14 protein-coding genes are annotated in these 15,826 nt (G+C 55.6%); 2 read left to right on the plus strand and 12 right to left on the minus strand.

The features are described from left to right. Window positions 1-147 precede the first annotated feature (147 nt). Window positions 148-324 carry a ribosome modulation factor gene (gene rmf, locus ACN0VL_RS01750; protein WP_417614397.1) on the plus strand — a complete coding sequence of 59 codons (177 nt, stop codon included), beginning with the start codon at window positions 148-150 and terminating at the stop codon, window positions 322-324. Between the two features lie 152 nt (window positions 325-476). Here the strand turns inward: rmf and fabA are convergent, their stop codons facing one another. From fabA to ACN0VL_RS01785, 7 genes are all read right to left on the minus strand, one after another. Next, window positions 477-1,007 carry a 3-hydroxyacyl-[acyl-carrier-protein] dehydratase FabA gene (fabA, locus tag ACN0VL_RS01755; RefSeq protein ID WP_417614539.1) on the minus strand — a complete coding sequence of 177 codons (531 nt, stop codon included), beginning with the start codon at window positions 1,005-1,007 and terminating at the stop codon, window positions 477-479. Window positions 1,008-1,115: 108 nt separating this feature from the next. Next, window positions 1,116-3,071: a Lon protease family protein gene (locus ACN0VL_RS01760; RefSeq protein ID WP_417614398.1), complete on the minus strand. Its 1,956-nt coding sequence runs from the start codon at window positions 3,069-3,071 to the stop codon at window positions 1,116-1,118. 237 nt (window positions 3,072-3,308) lie between these two features. Further along, window positions 3,309-4,034, minus strand: a complete 726-nt coding sequence (locus ACN0VL_RS01765) for a hypothetical protein (RefSeq protein ID WP_417614399.1) — start codon at window positions 4,032-4,034, stop codon at window positions 3,309-3,311. Window positions 4,035-4,155: 121 nt separating this feature from the next. Beyond that, on the minus strand, window positions 4,156-5,118 hold the full coding sequence (locus ACN0VL_RS01770; RefSeq protein ID WP_417614400.1) for a class I SAM-dependent methyltransferase: 963 nt from the start codon (window positions 5,116-5,118) through the stop codon (window positions 4,156-4,158). Window positions 5,119-5,193: 75 nt separating this feature from the next. Further along, entirely contained in the window at window positions 5,194-6,012 is an 819-nt protein-coding gene (locus ACN0VL_RS01775; protein ID WP_417614401.1) for a hypothetical protein, read from the minus strand. 68 nt (window positions 6,013-6,080) lie between these two features. Beyond that, window positions 6,081-7,331, minus strand: coding sequence for a DEAD/DEAH box helicase (locus ACN0VL_RS01780; protein WP_417614402.1), 1,251 nt, complete (start codon window positions 7,329-7,331; stop codon window positions 6,081-6,083). A gap of 269 nt (window positions 7,332-7,600) precedes the next feature. Further along, window positions 7,601-8,368 carry a homocysteine S-methyltransferase family protein gene (locus tag ACN0VL_RS01785; RefSeq protein WP_417614540.1) on the minus strand — a complete coding sequence of 256 codons (768 nt, stop codon included), beginning with the start codon at window positions 8,366-8,368 and terminating at the stop codon, window positions 7,601-7,603. Window positions 8,369-8,599: 231 nt separating this feature from the next. Here ACN0VL_RS01785 and ACN0VL_RS01790 point away from each other — a divergent pair, with 231 nt between their 5' ends. Continuing rightward, window positions 8,600-9,652, plus strand: coding sequence for an aminomethyltransferase family protein (locus ACN0VL_RS01790; RefSeq protein ID WP_417614403.1), 1,053 nt, complete (start codon window positions 8,600-8,602; stop codon window positions 9,650-9,652). Between the two features lie 213 nt (window positions 9,653-9,865). Here the strand turns inward: ACN0VL_RS01790 and trhA are convergent, their stop codons facing one another. The 5 genes from trhA to ACN0VL_RS01815 form a co-directional block, all read right to left on the minus strand. Then, the gene (gene trhA / locus ACN0VL_RS01795) at window positions 9,866-10,519 is read right to left on the minus strand and encodes a PAQR family membrane homeostasis protein TrhA (protein ID WP_417614404.1); all 654 of its coding nucleotides are present in this window, start codon (window positions 10,517-10,519) and stop codon (window positions 9,866-9,868) included. 382 nt (window positions 10,520-10,901) lie between these two features. Further along, window positions 10,902-11,087, minus strand: coding sequence for a hypothetical protein (locus ACN0VL_RS01800; RefSeq protein ID WP_417614405.1), 186 nt, complete (start codon window positions 11,085-11,087; stop codon window positions 10,902-10,904). Between the two features lie 26 nt (window positions 11,088-11,113). Continuing rightward, entirely contained in the window at window positions 11,114-12,268 is a 1,155-nt protein-coding gene (locus tag ACN0VL_RS01805; RefSeq protein ID WP_417614406.1) for a PD-(D/E)XK nuclease family protein, read from the minus strand. Further along, window positions 12,268-14,178: an ATP-binding protein gene (locus ACN0VL_RS01810; RefSeq protein WP_417614407.1), complete on the minus strand. Its 1,911-nt coding sequence runs from the start codon at window positions 14,176-14,178 to the stop codon at window positions 12,268-12,270. The genes ACN0VL_RS01805 and ACN0VL_RS01810 overlap by 1 nt, the downstream gene beginning before the upstream one ends. A 491-nt stretch (window positions 14,179-14,669) precedes the next feature. Beyond that, window positions 14,670-15,632 carry a hypothetical protein gene (locus ACN0VL_RS01815; RefSeq protein WP_417614408.1) on the minus strand — a complete coding sequence of 321 codons (963 nt, stop codon included), beginning with the start codon at window positions 15,630-15,632 and terminating at the stop codon, window positions 14,670-14,672. Window positions 15,633-15,826: the final 194 nt, after the last annotated feature.

A 15,826-nucleotide genomic window follows, 5' to 3' on the forward strand; every position in this document is an offset into this window, starting at 1 on the left:
CATCAAGCAGTAACCTGTTTTCGCTAGAGCTGGTTAAAATTTGACCTTGATTTTGGCTGGTAATTGCATTATTGATTAAGGGCGGTGGTCGGCGAATTCGCGGTATCACCGCATGCACTTTTTGTTGATTAAATGAGGGTTATACCTATGAAGAGACAAAAACGTGACCGTTTGGAAAGAGCGCGTACTCGCGGTTACCAGGCTGGCGTCAGTGGACGAGCAAAAGAAAACTGCCCCTATAATGATTTTGACGCCAAAGGACATTGGCTAGGGGGGTGGCGAGATGCCATGGAAGACAGAAGCTCGGGCCTCTTCATAAGATAATAGCGTTATTCGGCTGGCAGAATATCAAACACCCATGGCGCGCTTAACGCTGTGAGTGGCCAGCAAGTTAAACCTGATTGTTAACATGAGTTATAAAAAAGGCCCCGATACGTCGGGGCCTTGTTCTTTAAGCACTGGCTACCAGTACGGGATCAGAACGAGGAGGTGTCGGTAAACAGGCCCACTTTCAGATCTTTGGCTTCATAGATAACGCGGCCATCCACTTCTACCGTGCCATCGGCAATGCCCATGATCAGCTTGCGCCAGATCACCCGCTTCAGCGTGATCTTGTAGGTGACTTTTTTCGAGGTAGGCAGGATCTGGCCGGTAAATTTGACTTCACCTACACCCAGAGCACGGCCTTTGCCCGGGCCGCCTTTCCAACCCAGAAAAAAGCCAACCAGCTGCCACATGGCATCCAGGCCCAAACAGCCGGGCATGACAGGGTCACCGGGGAAGTGGCAATCAAAGAACCACAGATCCGGGTTGATATCCAGTTCGGCAATAATTTCACCTTTACCGTGCTCACCACCTTCATCGCTGATGTGCATAATGCGATCCATCATCAGCATGTTGGGGGCGGGCAGCTGGCTGTTGCCGGGGCCAAATAATTCACCCTGGCTACAAGCCAGCAATTCTTCTCGGGTAAAGGCGTGTTTGCCCAGTTCTTTTTGTGAAGGCATATCTTGTGAAGGCATAGTTCCACTATTCCGTTATGTTCAGGCCTGAGCCTGTCGTGTAAATTGGCGTCACTCTAGCGAACAGTTGTTCGCCAGACAAGTCCGATCACTTTAGCGTCGGAACAGGCGCCGTAAAAATCCGGTTTCCACGGGGTGACCATTAAGGTCGTCCAGCCGGTCTCTAATGCGACCAAACAAGGTATCGGGCTGCTCAACATCCCCGGCAACACTGCCGGTCAGCAGCTCGATGGCTTGTTCTACATGGGCCACCGGATAAATATGAAACTGGCCTGCCGCCATGGCGGCGACCACTTCGTCGGACAAATTCAGTTGCAACCGGTTGCTGGCCGGCAAAATGACCCCTTGCTGGCCGGTCAGACCCTGAATTTTGCACAGCCGGTAAAACCCTTCTATTTTTTCGTTAACGCCGCCCACGGGCTGCACGTTACCAAACTGATCCACGGCGCCGGTGACGGCAAAGTGTTGATAAATGGGCTCTTTGGCCAGTGCAGACAGCAGGGCACACAAACCGGTCAGCGAGGCGCTGTCGCCGTCTATTTCATGGTAAGACTGCTCGAACACCAGGTTGGCCGACAGGGGAGAAGGATGCTCGGCGCCAAACAGGTTGGCCAGATAGCCGTGAATAATCATCATCGCCTTGGCGTGAATATGGCCGGCGAGATCGGCTTTACGCTCGATGTCCGATACGTCGCCATCGCCCAGATGCACGGTGGCGGTCAGGCGCACCGGCTCCCCAAAGTCATAGGGGTGACCGGTGATCTGGATCACCGACAGGCCGTTGATTTGGCCCACTTCCTTACCCTGAGTCTGCATCAGGTACTGGCCATCGCGTACCCCTAAATCCGACTGCTCAATTAAATAGCTTAGGCGATGATCCTGCTCTTGCTGGGCCAGTATCAGGTGCGCATCGGTAATAATCTCACTTTGCTCGCGGCGGGCAATCACATCGGCCAGTTGCATCATAGCCACCAGCTGGGCCTCAACCAAAGACAACTTGTGCTGATGCTCGGTGAGTCGGCTGCTGTAACGGCACAAACGCAAAATGGCGCCGGCATCCATGTCCAGCAACTGGTACTTCTGCCGTAAATGGGACAAGAAGCCCAGGTAAGCGGGCAGATCGTCGCGGACATCCCATTCCGGAATGATGTCGGCGCGCAAAAAGGCCAGGGTATCGAGCTCGCGGTCCAGCAGGTACAGCTCGGCCACCGCCAGCCGGTCGCCTACCAGCACCAGGTGAATATTCAGCGGCGGTGGCTCGGGCTGAAAGTAAAACGCCGCCATTTCCGCCGAACGCGACCATTCTACCTGACGGGTCACCAGCGCATTTTTAAGCCGGAACCACAAATGAGGCTGCTCCAGCAGCTCTTCGATGGGCACGATTAAATAGCCGCCATTGGCCTGGTGGATAAGCCCGGGCTCCAAGAGATGATGATGGCTGAATACAGAGCCCTGCTCGGTTTGAAAGTGAATGGCGCCAAACAGTTGCTCGGGGGTGAACTGGCGCGCATACACCACCGGCATGGTGGTGTCATGCCGGTGCACCATCAGGTTGATCAGTACCGGGTGACTGAAGCCCTGGCCGGCGGCCACATGCTGAGACAGCAAGGACAGGTAGTCGGCCACCTTGTCGTTATTGTCCTGCTTTTTCAGGATGCGCTGCACTATGTGCTCGGCTTCGAGGTGGCGGGAGGATAATTCCAGCAACTGGCCGACCAGCTCGCAAAATTCGAGGCCGGTGCCTGCTTTCAGCTTGAGCCAGATGGGCTTTTGCGGATGATTGAGGTTTTCTGCATAACAGAGATCGAACAAGTCCGCATGATTCGCGTGTTTCTTTACCAGGCTCTCTACCAGCTCTTCGTAATCGACGCCGGCAAAGCCATTCAACAATAAAATGGGATTCACCGCATTCAGCGCCGACAAGGTGGCAAAGGCGGAATCTGCCCGGGCTTGCAAGGCACTGAACGGGGTGGTGGGAACCTCGTCAAGGGTGGCGAGATCGGGCAGAGTAAAAACAGGGTTCAGTTCAACGGGACTCAGTGGCTGCACTCAAAAACTCATCAAAATTGTTAAATGACCGCCAGTATACTGCAGCCAGCCTTGGGGTCGACAGCTTGATGGTCAATATGGGGGAAAAAGCCGATTTAACCGAGGATTGCCCCACAGGTTGTTGATAATTTAAACGCCGCCAGAGCGGGACACCGGCCCGGAGAGGACCGGGCGCTGGCCCGGCAGGGCTGGATGGCGATATGGATGACATATGGATGGCGACCAGGGCGGCAGAATTTATCGGCTGGCGCGTTTACGATAGTCAGCCAGCTGCACCACATTATCGAGGGCGGGCTTATCCGCATAGGGGCAGGGGAAGTCGCCGACCTTGGTGTTGGGATAGGCGCTGGCGGCCAGACCCGAGCCAAAACGAAACAGTGCGTCGTCCAGCAGCCGGACCATGGGCCTGAACCGTTGCGAGCGATTACCGCCGATTGTCTTTTCCAACTGATTGATATGCATGGCCAGGCCATAACAATGGTTGTCATCCATATACTCCAGCCCTTCCTGCTCCAGGGTTTGGGTAAACCAGAGCCCGGCATCGGTAATATGACCATTGATGCTGCGATCAAAATTATTAAACCAGTGGGACTGACAACGCTGATGGGTAAAGGCATCCACCATTAACGGCAGTTCGTCATCGGTAATGGCGCCGCTGTCTACCGCCAGATGCAGTGCTTCGTTGCCCCAACGCTCCAGCAGCACCTGCTCCAGTTCAATCTGGCTGGGAGGGGCACTGAAGGGCAGAAAGATCACGTAGCGGCTATATGCCTCCATGGCCACTATGGTGTAGTAGTCGTCATGTTGGCCGTGTTTCAACAGGTGGCACTGCCAGCACACCTTGGCATAACCGGAGCTGAGCGGCTGGGTGCCCACTCCTTTGCCGTTCGGGCTGGGGATGCGGGGGAGCGAGATCCCCAGCCAGCCTGCCAGGGCGTTACTGACCGAGATGATAATGTCCATATAGCTCCCTCAAGATAGGGTTGAGTGTTGTTCGGGTATGATAATGAAAATAACCGCAGAATTATACGCAGCCGAGCCGGCCAGGCCGGAGGCGCCAGCTGCACCACGTTTTGCATCGGGTTTATGGGGCGGCGGCGCCCAGGCTAAACACCAGCGCCTTGAGTCCGGCCTCCGGGTCTATGTCTTTAAACTCGGGCGGGTTGTCCAGTCGCTCTACAAAGTGCAGGGCGGGCGCGTGCTCGGCCATGTTGTCGATTAAAAACCGGCTGGGAATATCCGGGTCGTTCACGCAGGCCAGCACCTGGCCACCCGGGGCGAGTAACTCGGGCAGGCGGCGCAGGATTTTGTGGTAATCCTGAGTGAGCGCAAAGCTGCCTTTTTGAAACGAAGGCGGGTCGATAATAATCAGCTCATAAGGGCCCAGCTTGCGGACCTTGCCCCAGGACTTGAACAGCTCATGGCCCAAAAAGGTGACCTTGCTCAAATCGTGCTGGTTTAACCTGTGATTGTCCCGGCCCCGGGCCAGCGCCGCCCTGGCCATGTCCAGGTTCACCACCTGGCTGGCGCCGCCCGCGATGGCCGCCACCGAAAACCCGCAGGTATAGGCAAACAGGTTCAGCACCCGCTTGCCTGGGGCGTGCTGGCGCACCCAGTGCCGACCCAGGCGCATATCGAGAAACAAACCGTGATTCTGGTTGCGGCCCAGCTCCAGCTGATAGTGCAACCCCTGTTCACAGACCTGGGGCCTGGGCTCAAGCTCGCCCCACACTACCTCTACCGGCGCGCCGGGGCGGCTGCGATGTTGTAGTAATACAGATTTCGCGCCACTGTCTTGCCAAAGGGGAGCCTGGGTGAAGGCCTGCAAGCCCTGGGTTAACTGCGCCAAAAAGGCCGGCTCCGGCTCCCTGAACAGTTGCACCAGCAAGTGTTCACCCAGCCAGTCGGCGGTGAGCTGCTCCAGGCCCGGCGTGCAACGGCCACGGCCGTGAAACAGGCGCCGGATCTCCTGTGGCGCCTCGGCCTGGCTGCGGGTAAAGCAGGTGGCAAGCTGGTGAAAGAAAACGGGTAGGGCTGTGGTGTCCATCAGACTCTCGGCTAGCAAAACAGGCCGGCATTTTAGCGAGCCAGGCCCCATAACACCACCGCCTTGAATAGCCCGCTATTGGGAAGCGGGGGGATTGTCGTGAGCTTGAGCAGAGCTGCAACCTCCATCGGCAGGCATAGCGGCCTGCCAGGGAGCCGGCACCGACTGGTAAAGCGCGTGATCCGCCGGCATCAGCCCGGACAGGTGCAGGGAGTCGCCCACCTGGGAAATGGCTTCGCCCAGGGCTGCTCGCATGATGTCACGGGAAACAGGGCAATCCCGATGCATGACGAAGGGCGGCGAGGCCGCCGGCTGGCTGCGGCCAATAATGGTAACCCCCCGGGTATCCAGCAAGGGCCAGCTGTGGGCATCGATGGCCGCGATATCGGCAAGGCCCGAACGAAGTAAGTCCAGGCTGCAGGCATGGGCACCACTGACCAGCACCGACTGGCAAGATAGCTGGTGGCGCTGGGTCCACTCAAACAAAGCCGCACTCCCCGAGCGGGAGCTGGCCGAATTGATCACAAAGCGGTATGCACCAGGACAGGGCTCGCCCAGGGCATCGGACACCACTATGTGGCTGAAGTAGTCGCCCTCGGCGCAGTCCAGATCGCTGAACACGGGTCTGGCAATGGTCGTGAGCCCCTGGGCGCGGGGAGTAAACAGATCCGGCCCGCAGCACTGGCTAAGCAACAGCTTCGGGTTGGCCCACTGTTGTTCCAGCGGCGTGTGCCTGTTTAGCCTGTCCGGCAAGGAGTGCCGGGTAAACGGGGTCTGGGACAACAAGCCAACGCCATGATCGTGCAGCTGGCGCTTCAATACCGACCAGAAATGATCCTGCTGTGGCTGGCGCTGGGGTAAGTCATACCAGGGTAGGCTGGCCATCAAGGACACGGGGTTCTCCTGTAGGTGATCATCATGGCGCCCGCAGCGGGTGTGCTACCGGCCGCGGGCGCTTGCCGTTATGGTTTGCTTGAGCGCTGAAAGGATTTGCTGCTGCGCTTGCTGGCGCTGCGCCGGTTGGCCTGCTTATCCCGTGGGGGGCGTTTACGCTCGCCACTGGCAGGCTGGTCGGTCACCGGAAAGCCTTCCAGTGCCTGCAGCGGTAGCTCTGCTCCGGTGAGGTGACGGATGGCCGTCAGCGCACCGGCTTCGCCGTGGCAGGTTAACGAAATGGCCAGGCCACCCAGGCCGGCCCGGGCGGTGCGACCCACTCTGTGTACGTACACGGGCGCACTGGGGGGCAGGTCGAGGTTGATCACCACCGGCAAGGCGGTAATGTCTATGCCTCTGGCCAGCAAGTCGGTCGCCACCAATACCCTGACCCGGCCACCTTTAAAGGCCTGCAGTGCGCGCTCACGCTCGGCGTGCTCCTTTTCGCCATGCAGCGCCAGGGCTTCAATGCCGGCTTTGTTCAGCTTTTTGGCCACCGCATCGGCGCTGTCCCGCGCATTGATGAACACCAGCACCTGTTGCTGCCTGAACGAGTGCGTCAGCAAGGCAATCAAGGCCTGGGCCTTGCTGCCCTTGTTGACCAGATAACAGCGCTGCTCTATGTCTGCCACCACGCTGTTCTGGCGGCCCAGATCGATGCGCACCGCATTCGGCACCAATTGTTGGGTTTGCTGTTCGAGCTCGGCAGGCAGGGTGGCAGAAAACAGCAGGGTTTGGCGTGGCTCGGGCAGGGTGTGCAAAATACGTTGAATATCCGGCCAGAAGCCCATTTCCAGCAGGCGATCGACTTCATCCAGCACCAGGTGACGAACGGCACTCAATGACACCAGCTGTTGCTGAAGCAGGTCCAGCAGCCGGCCGGGCGTGGCGATCAGTAACCGGGGCGACTGCTGGTTGAGCGCCGCCACTTGCTGATCGAGACTGACCCCGCCGCAAACCGTGGCCAGTGTAAGCGACAGGGCACCGGCCAGAGGCGTCAGCACCTCGCCAATCTGGGCCGCCAGCTCCCGGGTGGGCACGATAATCAGCGCCTGAATGGGCTCCTCGTGCTGGGGCTGGCCCGGCTGTTGCACCAACTGTTGCAACAGCCCCAAACCAAAGGCCAGGGTCTTGCCACTGCCGGTGTGCGCCAACGCCAGCACATCCTCTCCGGTCATAATGGCGGGCAAGGCCTGCTGCTGAACAGGCGTGGGCTGCTGATACTGGTCCGGCAGGGCCGCCAGCAAATCTGGATGAAGCGAAAGCGCGCTAAAGGTCATGGAAACACCAACAGAAAGGGGGAGCGAAAGTCTAAACAGCCGGAGCCGACAAGTAAACTGCCTTGGTTAACACCGGCTTGTCAGCATAAAAACCTGCTGCCTTTAATGTAGCCTCGGGGAAAACCGATACCCGACAGGATAAAATACTGATAATTGCAGATTTGCGGGGTGAGTAGGCCGAATCGGGTTCGGCCTTCTGTTCAGACATCAGACACAGGCGGGGCGAGACGGCTACGGCCAGTCCCGTTTGGCCCGGTTAAAGAAGAATGTCACACCGCAGGGGGATCTTCCTTGAGTGTGCTCAGCTCCTTGATATGCGCAGGCGTAATGCCGCAACAACCGCCAATAATGCTGGCGCCGGCCCGGATCCATGACCGGGCAAAATTGCGGTAGGCGCTGGGCGTTAACTCTTCTCGCAGTGTGCAGAGCCCGTTATTGGCCTGATGTTGGTGACCGATAGGAGAGAAGCTGTTGGCATACACCCCCAGTCGTATCTGTTGCTCGGCACCGTCCGCCGTCAATGCCTGTCGGGCGCTGACAATGGCCTGCTCCAACACCTCGACACAGCTGCAGTTGAACAGAATGGCGGACAGCCGGGTTTTATCCAGCTGACGCACCACGTCCACTACCTTTTCGCCGGAGCGCAAGCGGGGCTCTGTGCCCGGCTCGTCCTGAATCGTAAAGGCCATCCACAATGCCTTGTCCGTATGCGAGACCCGGCTGGCAATCAGCTCCGCCTCGGCGAGGGATGACACCGTCTCGGCCAACCAGAAGTCCACCTGATCCTGCTGCTGGGCGATCAAGATATCGATAATCGGCCGGGCCTGGTCGGCGACAAACAGATCCGGGCGGTAAGAGCCCAGCACCGGCGGAATACAGCCGGCCACCCGTGCGCCCGGATACCGGCTGGCGCTGTCCCGGGCCAGGCTGGCAGCGAGCTGGATCAGCCGATGGCCGGACTCGTTAAAGCGCTCAGACCCGATATGAAAGGGCACCAGCGCATAGGCATTGGTGGTAATGAAGGGGAAATAGTAGATAACCGGAACCGCAGGGGGTCTGTTCTCGCCCGGCTAACTGTTACACCCAGGTAAAAGTCATTTGATGTTGAGGGTGATTATCATTATTTATAAACAATATAGAGTATTGAGGAAATAAAGCAGCAACCCAGCCTGCGGCTCGATATAAAACATAATAAACGCCAACATTAATTAAAAATAAACGTTTTAAGCAACACCTCTTTTCGTAGTAGAACAACACAGGGAATTAAAATGAACCAGTCAGTTAACGAAAGCATTAACAACATGATAAAACATGACGCCGCCCTAAGAAATGAGCATGAAGGCCTGAGAAATCGAGTGGGCTTTTACGACTTTACCCACCAGTTGCTGGAAGTGACAGGATCGGACGCCGCTGCGTTTCTGGATAAGATGTTTATCAACACCATCGCCAACATAAACGTTGGCAGTGCGAAATATACAACCATGTTGAATGAGAACGCAGAAATCATCGATGACGTGATTGTATTTCGTATGGCACAGGAAAAGTACTGGGTATCGACCCTCTACATTGCCGAGATGATCCAGTGGTTTGATACCCATTCTGCGGGTCAGGCGGTCAGCTATCAGGACATTACCGCCGAAACAAGCATGTATGCCATTCAGGGGCCCCGCTCAAAAGACGTCTTGAATGCCTTTTTGGGTGAAAGTATTGACGACCTGAAGTTCTTCACCATAGTCGACAACAGCATCGGCGAGATACCGGTAAAAGTCGCAAGATGTGGCTTTACAGGCGAGCTGGGCTACGAAATTTACATCAGCCCCGAGCACAAGGAACTGCTGGAAGAGAAGCTCAACCAGAGCGGCCAGGAGCACGGCATCGTTAAAATGACGACCGATGTGATCCTGACCAGCATTCCGTCTGAAAAGGGCTTTGTGCTGATGAAGGACGTGACCGGCATCAACCCGCTGGAAGCCAACTACGGCTGGCTGGTCGACTGGGACACCGACTTTATCGGCAAGGCTGTGCTGGAGCAGGCGAAAGCCGAGGGCGTTAAGCGCCAGCTGGTCGGATTTACCGTAGAAGACGCTGCGGCACAAGTCGCAGAGCAGGCCGTTGTTAAGGCCAATGGCGAGACCGCGGGCAAGGTAACCAACTTTACCTACGGATTTACCGTTGAAAAGAACATTGGTTATGCATTGATTGATCAGAACATCGCCAAGATCGGAGATAAAGTCACGATTGAAAGCGAGGGTAAAGAAATTGAAGCAACCCTTACCGAAAGGTGTTTCTACGACATCGAAGCCGCTATTCTTAAAGCATAAGATAACGCGCAAGCATATTTAACCACACGCTCGGGAGATTCGTTTCTTCCGGGCGTGTTTTATTTGGACTATCTCTTATTGATGAAGCTGGCGCCTGCACGGATCATTTCCCCACTGGTAAACATTAATTATGCCAACATACACTTTATATATAACTAAGAGATAGTCATAAGTAATACACCTGGAGTCCAGTCAATAAAGCTGGCGCCGGGATCAAGCACCGTAATAATACACGGCCACGTAATGGCAACTGGTGCCGGCCACCACCCATAAATGCCAGATAAAGTGACCGAAGGGCAGCTGATCATCAAAAATAAAAAACAGCACCCCCAGGCTATAACAGAGGCCGCCGGCCACCAGCCAGTAGATGCCAGCCGTTGGCATGCTGGCCAGCAGGGGCTGGATGGCAATGACGATCACCCAGCCCATCAGCAGATACAGGGCGGTAGAAAAGGCCATGGGCAAATGCTGGGCGAATACCTTGAGCAAGACGCCCATTAACGCCAGCGCCCAGATCACACCAAACAGGCTCCAGCCCCAGGCGCCGCTCAATACCCCCAGCAGCAGGGGAGTATAGGTACCGGCAATCAGTACAAAAATGGCGCAGTGCTCGAGTACCCGAAAGGCATGCTTGGCTTTCCCCACCGGCAGACAGTGGTACACGGTAGAGGACAGATACATAAAGATAATACTGGCGGCAAACAGGCTGGCGCCAACCACAAAGAAGGCATCACCGGTCACATAGGCCCGGTGCACGAGAAAGGGCGTGCCGATCACGCCGGCAACCAGGGCCAGCCCATGGCTGAGAGCATTGGCGGCTTCTTCGGCACGCGTTTGATGGCGGGAGACCCCCTTGCGATGAAACATCAAACACCTCCTTGGCTGGCGCTAATAACCTATTTACGCCACATCAACACCGCCGAATCAAGTGACATGCTAAGTAATATCCTATAACTGATTTGGATTTTGGCGCAGGTTTGCCTTTATCGTCACCCCCGCGAAGGAACGTCATCCCCGCGAAGGCGGGGACGGGGGTCCAGTGTCTTTGCAAGCACCCCGAAGGCAAGTATAAGAGATTACTGACCACCAATATAGTTATGCCAACATACATGGTTTGATATTAAACCCAATCACTATGTAACAACACCTTACTCATCCTATTAAAGTGTCTCTCTGTAACATAACTTTGGTTTACATATAGTGGGTAGCTACGACAGGATCTTACCAGCCATACCATCCAGCCTGGTTTTTACGACTTCATAGTAGGCATGACTTGCTTGAGTAATCGATAAAACCGCTCGCTGTCATTATGCTCGGCAATGTGACACAGCTCGAGCAAAGCAAGGGAGTACCGGTAAAGGCGACAAAAGCAGCCCTGGCGCATGCGAATATGGTTTTCGCCGCCCTGGCTGCGATGCCCTTCGTCAATCAGCACAACCTTACAATGATGTAGATACCGGGTTACAAGGTACTTCGATACGCTTCAAATACATCCATCAGTGCCAACTTATCTCTAACTGCGCGGAACAGGCTGTCCCTGTCAACGGCTGATAAGGGGGCTTTAAAACCGATAACTGTGCCTCGGGACTCATCCCAGTACTCAGTGCAGCCTTCGTTACTCAGCAACTTAATGGCAGCTTGGCGTAAGGCTGGGGTAGTCAGCTGACAGGCATAATAATTTACAGCAAACTGGTTGCCAGCCCTGGCATCCAGAAACAACACCACGTCTGAGTCAGTCTGCCAGTTACCAAACCCGAAGCGCAGTGCCGGATAGCCATGCCAGTGATTCAGCTGTGTTCCTACTTCCTTGCCATCAAACTGCTGTGTCAGGTATTTTCGGCAGTCCTGTTGCAAGGATTTGACCACGCTGTTTTTCAGCTCAAGTGCCTGCTGAATTTTATTAAGGTTGTCGAGCACGAAGGCTTCGGTTTTGTCGGCTACTTTGGGTGTGTTCATCAATGACTCCAGATGCAAAAGAAATTCACGCAGCAAAATGTGCCACTTGTTGAGCGGCTGCGAGATAAATGCCTGAGACAATTTGCTCGACAGCAACTCGATCAGCTGTGGGTAACCAATGCCGTGCCATCCTACTGGGGCGCTACCGTCAGGGGAAAGCACCACCAGCAGCGGCTGTTTATTGCTCGTGCCAGCTCTTTCGTTTGCGAAGCGCCGGTAACTCTCAAAGGGGTTGTTCTGGTGATGGTAAATCTTGTTTTCCAGCACCATGATCCAGTCATCCGACTCCAGAAACAGGTCGATGCGGCTGCCCGTTGCGGTGCTGACTTCCCGCTCCGGTGGCGTGCACAGTGAGGTGTTGTCTAGTACCGGTTCGTGGAGGTCGTGGCGTAGACAATCGAGCAAGGCCGACAACGCAAGGTCACCCAGTTTATGGTGAGCAGCCGGGTCGAGAAAAAAGGCCAGAATATCTGTGGTCGGGTTTTCAAAATAGCCTCGCCCGCCCAGGCTGAACAGGGTGGGCTCGGTCTCGACAAAATGTGGCAGACTTTTTATCTTGGCCAGCATTTTTTCTAATGCTTCCAAGTTCATGCGTTCACCACTCGGGTGACGTTCTGTGGCACTGTATTCTTCCTGAAATTTAGGGGCTGCGCTGTTCATCAGATAGTGATTCCCTGTTGTTGCAGCCAGCTAATGCCGGCTGCAGTGGTGCGGTAGGCTTGTTCGGGGTGATTGACCACTTCCGGGTGAAGGTAGTCAAGCAAGCCCTGTTGGTCTCTCAGCTTGCTCAGGTGGCTGGTTTTCAGCGGTGTGATCTTACGGTTGAGTAGGCTGGCCAATTCATCGGCCTTGTAAGGCCGGGTAGCACAAAGCCACAATATTACCGGCCACAGCTTGTCTTTACGGGCTTTGGGTGTCAGTTCGGCAATGCGTTCCAGCAAGAGGGGCGGGAGCTCACTCGTATTTGCACCGAGCTCACTCGTATTTTCGCCGAGCTCACTCGTATTTTCGCCGAGCTCACTCGTATTTGCGCCTGGTGCTGCGAGCAATGGCAGTGCCTGCCAGCCCGCCAGTTGGTAATAGGTGGCCGGTCCGGCTCCCCCTTTCACCAAACACTTTCGTTGATGGTGCAGTTTTCCCAGCACCTGACTGGCAGCCAGGGTGTCAAGCCCGGTCACGGCGCGTAACGCCGCATTATCAACCGCTCCGGTTTCTTTCGCCAGGATCAGCGCCTTGGCTTCATCATCACTCAGGGTGAGATGCCTGAACTGTTGTAGCCAGGCTAATTGCTGCTCACCCAACAACTGATGCAACAGGTAAATAGCGGTAAACTGATTTTCTATCGTATGACTGGAAAATACCGGTGGTGACAATCCGGACTGCTCCAGCAAGCGGCGCATGGTACGGATCCCCGAGCCTTTGGTTTCCGCAAAATCCACATCGTACAAGACACTCGCCAGCACGGGGTTACGCAGCACAGAACCCATGTCACCCAGGTGCATGTCCGGTTTAAGCGAATACCCGGCGTTACGGACTTCCAGACGGTTGCTGTAACGCACCACAAGAATAGGCTGGTGCACCCGATAATCCCGATGCATTACCGCATTCACTACTGCCTCTCGAATTACTTTCTGTGGTACCCAGGGGTGGTCCGAGCGTTGGGTCTCTCCCTCATGTAACTGAAAATGGCGGGGCATGTCGTCTAGAATGGTCGCTTCCAGCCTGGGGATCAGGCGTAACAGGGGCTCACGGAAATCCAGCGTGGAGGTAAATCGCTGCTCGGGATCTTCTACCCATTGAGTGCCCTGAATGCGTACATAATCGACGCGTACCGAGGGCAACAATCGACGCAGTGCCAGGGGTTTGCCCAACATCAGCAGGCCGGCGACATTGGGTAGCCAGCGGCCCTCGATGCGCTTGACCAGGTTCAGTGCCCGCAGCATGTCCGGATCGTCGGCCTGCAATTCTTCCGCATGCGGGCGCACCTGGGCCCGTAGTTTGCGATAGAGTGCAATCGCATCGGGATCTAGATCATCCCATTCGGCATCGTCCAGTACGACTTGCTCAAATCCACTGCCCAGTTTGGCCAGAATGATCGGCTCCAGATCACCCTGAGCACATTCGTAGTCGCCATTGAGGCCACGTCGCCAGACACCGGTTTTTCGTTTGTTCTTGCTGTCGAACTTGCCCTTGAAAACACACGGCTTCGCGGCCGGCGCCAGCTCAGGCACAAATACCGCCAGCAAGCGCTTGCCTTCCAGGATTACGGTTTTCCCCCTGACCGGAACCGGCGCTTCAAACTGATCTCGGCAATTAACCTGGAGTGTGTTCAGCAGGGTATCGGGGTTGTGCACCCCCTCCAGCCAGAATTGCTCATGTTCATCATCCGGCTCCCGTACGCCCAGCAGCAAGTAGCCACCGCCCAGCCCCGGCTCGTTGGCAAAGGCACAAACGGACTGCATCACCGAGCTGCCAATATCTCTGGCCTGTTTGGCCTCGATGCGCGGGTGTTCATCCAGGGCGCGCAATTCGGCCAGCAGGCGCTGGGGGTTGAATTCATCCGTTTCCATCAGCACGCCGCCGATTCGAGCTTGACCCGCAGTTTGCCGGTCAGCAACTGCTGTATCAGCGCCTTGTTGATTCTGTCCTGATTGATCTTGTCGTTCATGATTTATCCTGGCTGCAAAACGAAAGCATGACGGCTGGGCCTAACAATGCCAGCCCGAGCAGGTTGTATCGGTATGTATAGTACCGATATGGCGTCGTTATACGATGTGGGTCTGTAGGTTGTAGACGAAAAAGACGAAAAATAAGTGGTTGATAAAGTGGGCGAACAGACTTAACCGATCACTTTACACCGCGCCCTGCGCTTGGCAAGCAAACAGACCGATATGCGGCGCGTTTGGTCAAGCTTCAGGCGCACCAAAGTAAAGAGCAGGGCGCTTGTCTGGCTAACAGCGAGGATAATAACGTGAAGGACTCGGTTAATTCGGATATGCGGCAGGTACCGAATACCGGGAAGGCAAAAATAAAGGGCCCCGAAGGGACCCTGAATGAAAATTTACTTACAACCGCTGTGTCTGACCGCCTCTTTGAGGTTATCGATTATTTCCGAGAGCGGGGTACGGATACTGATGGTTTCTCCGGGCACCTTCATCGTCGCCTGGTTACCATCGTAATGGGCGACGGTGGCGATTAAATCACCGTTATAGTTGACCAGGCAGGAGGTTTTACTGACGTCGTCTTCCTTAATTTCTACGCCGTCCATCGCGTAGAAGGCCATAATCAACCGCTCTTCCAACGAGGAGAAATCTGAGGGCGGGGTAGAGGACTCGACTCCCTTGATTTTTTCCTTCAGCAGCGCGACTGCGGCTTCTATGGTATCGGTGCGCTCGTCTCCTTCGCCCAGCTGTATCGGCACCATGCCGTTGGCTGCGCGCTCACCCACAACACCCAACTGAAGCCCCTTGTAAAGTACGGTACAGGATTTGCGCACCGAGTCACTGTCGTAAACCACCACCCCATCGATGCCGGCCAGCGAACGGTCCAGTATTTTGGCTACCTCGGTTCTGTCGGTATCCGGAGCCTCTTCCGGCAGCACCGAGTCTATCTTGGCGACGGCATAGCCCAGCACCGCCTCAATGGTGACCTGTTCCATTTCATCTTCGTATTCCAGCTCTCGTTTGCCGAAAAGCGCCAGCCCTTTCAGGTGGCGCAAGGCTTCTTCCGAGAGAAGGTGCAGTGAGTCAACCACGTAAGAGAACAAGGGACGGCGAACCCCCATGCTCTGTTTGCCCAGCTCGTAGTAAACCATGGTGGCAGTCGGTTCGGTGTGGAGTGATTCCAGTATACCCAGCACCGTCATCTTGACGATGGCTCTGGGGGGAGGAGAGTTCCGGTTGGCCGCACCACTGGTACTCAGAAACACAGCGTAGAGCGCCGCCTCGGTATAGGGGTTGTCGGTAGTGGGGGTGGATTGCGAGCCGTCCACAGATTGACTGACTTCTGGGGTATCGTTAGACATGTTCACTCCGTCCTTTTAAAGCTGCTGGTTAATTTCAAACGCGATGTCGTTGATGGTCTCACCGCCGGCTGTGGGTGTGGTGGGACCATCTGTCTTATCCCAACCTTCGACACTAATGCTGAAAGTATAATCTATGCCTTCTAATACGATCACTTTACACCGCAGGCCACACTTGGCAAGCAAACCGACCGATA

The organism is Oceanisphaera sp. (assembly GCF_048268965.1).
In the GTDB taxonomy this organism is placed as follows: Bacteria; Pseudomonadota; Gammaproteobacteria; order Enterobacterales; family Aeromonadaceae; genus Oceanimonas.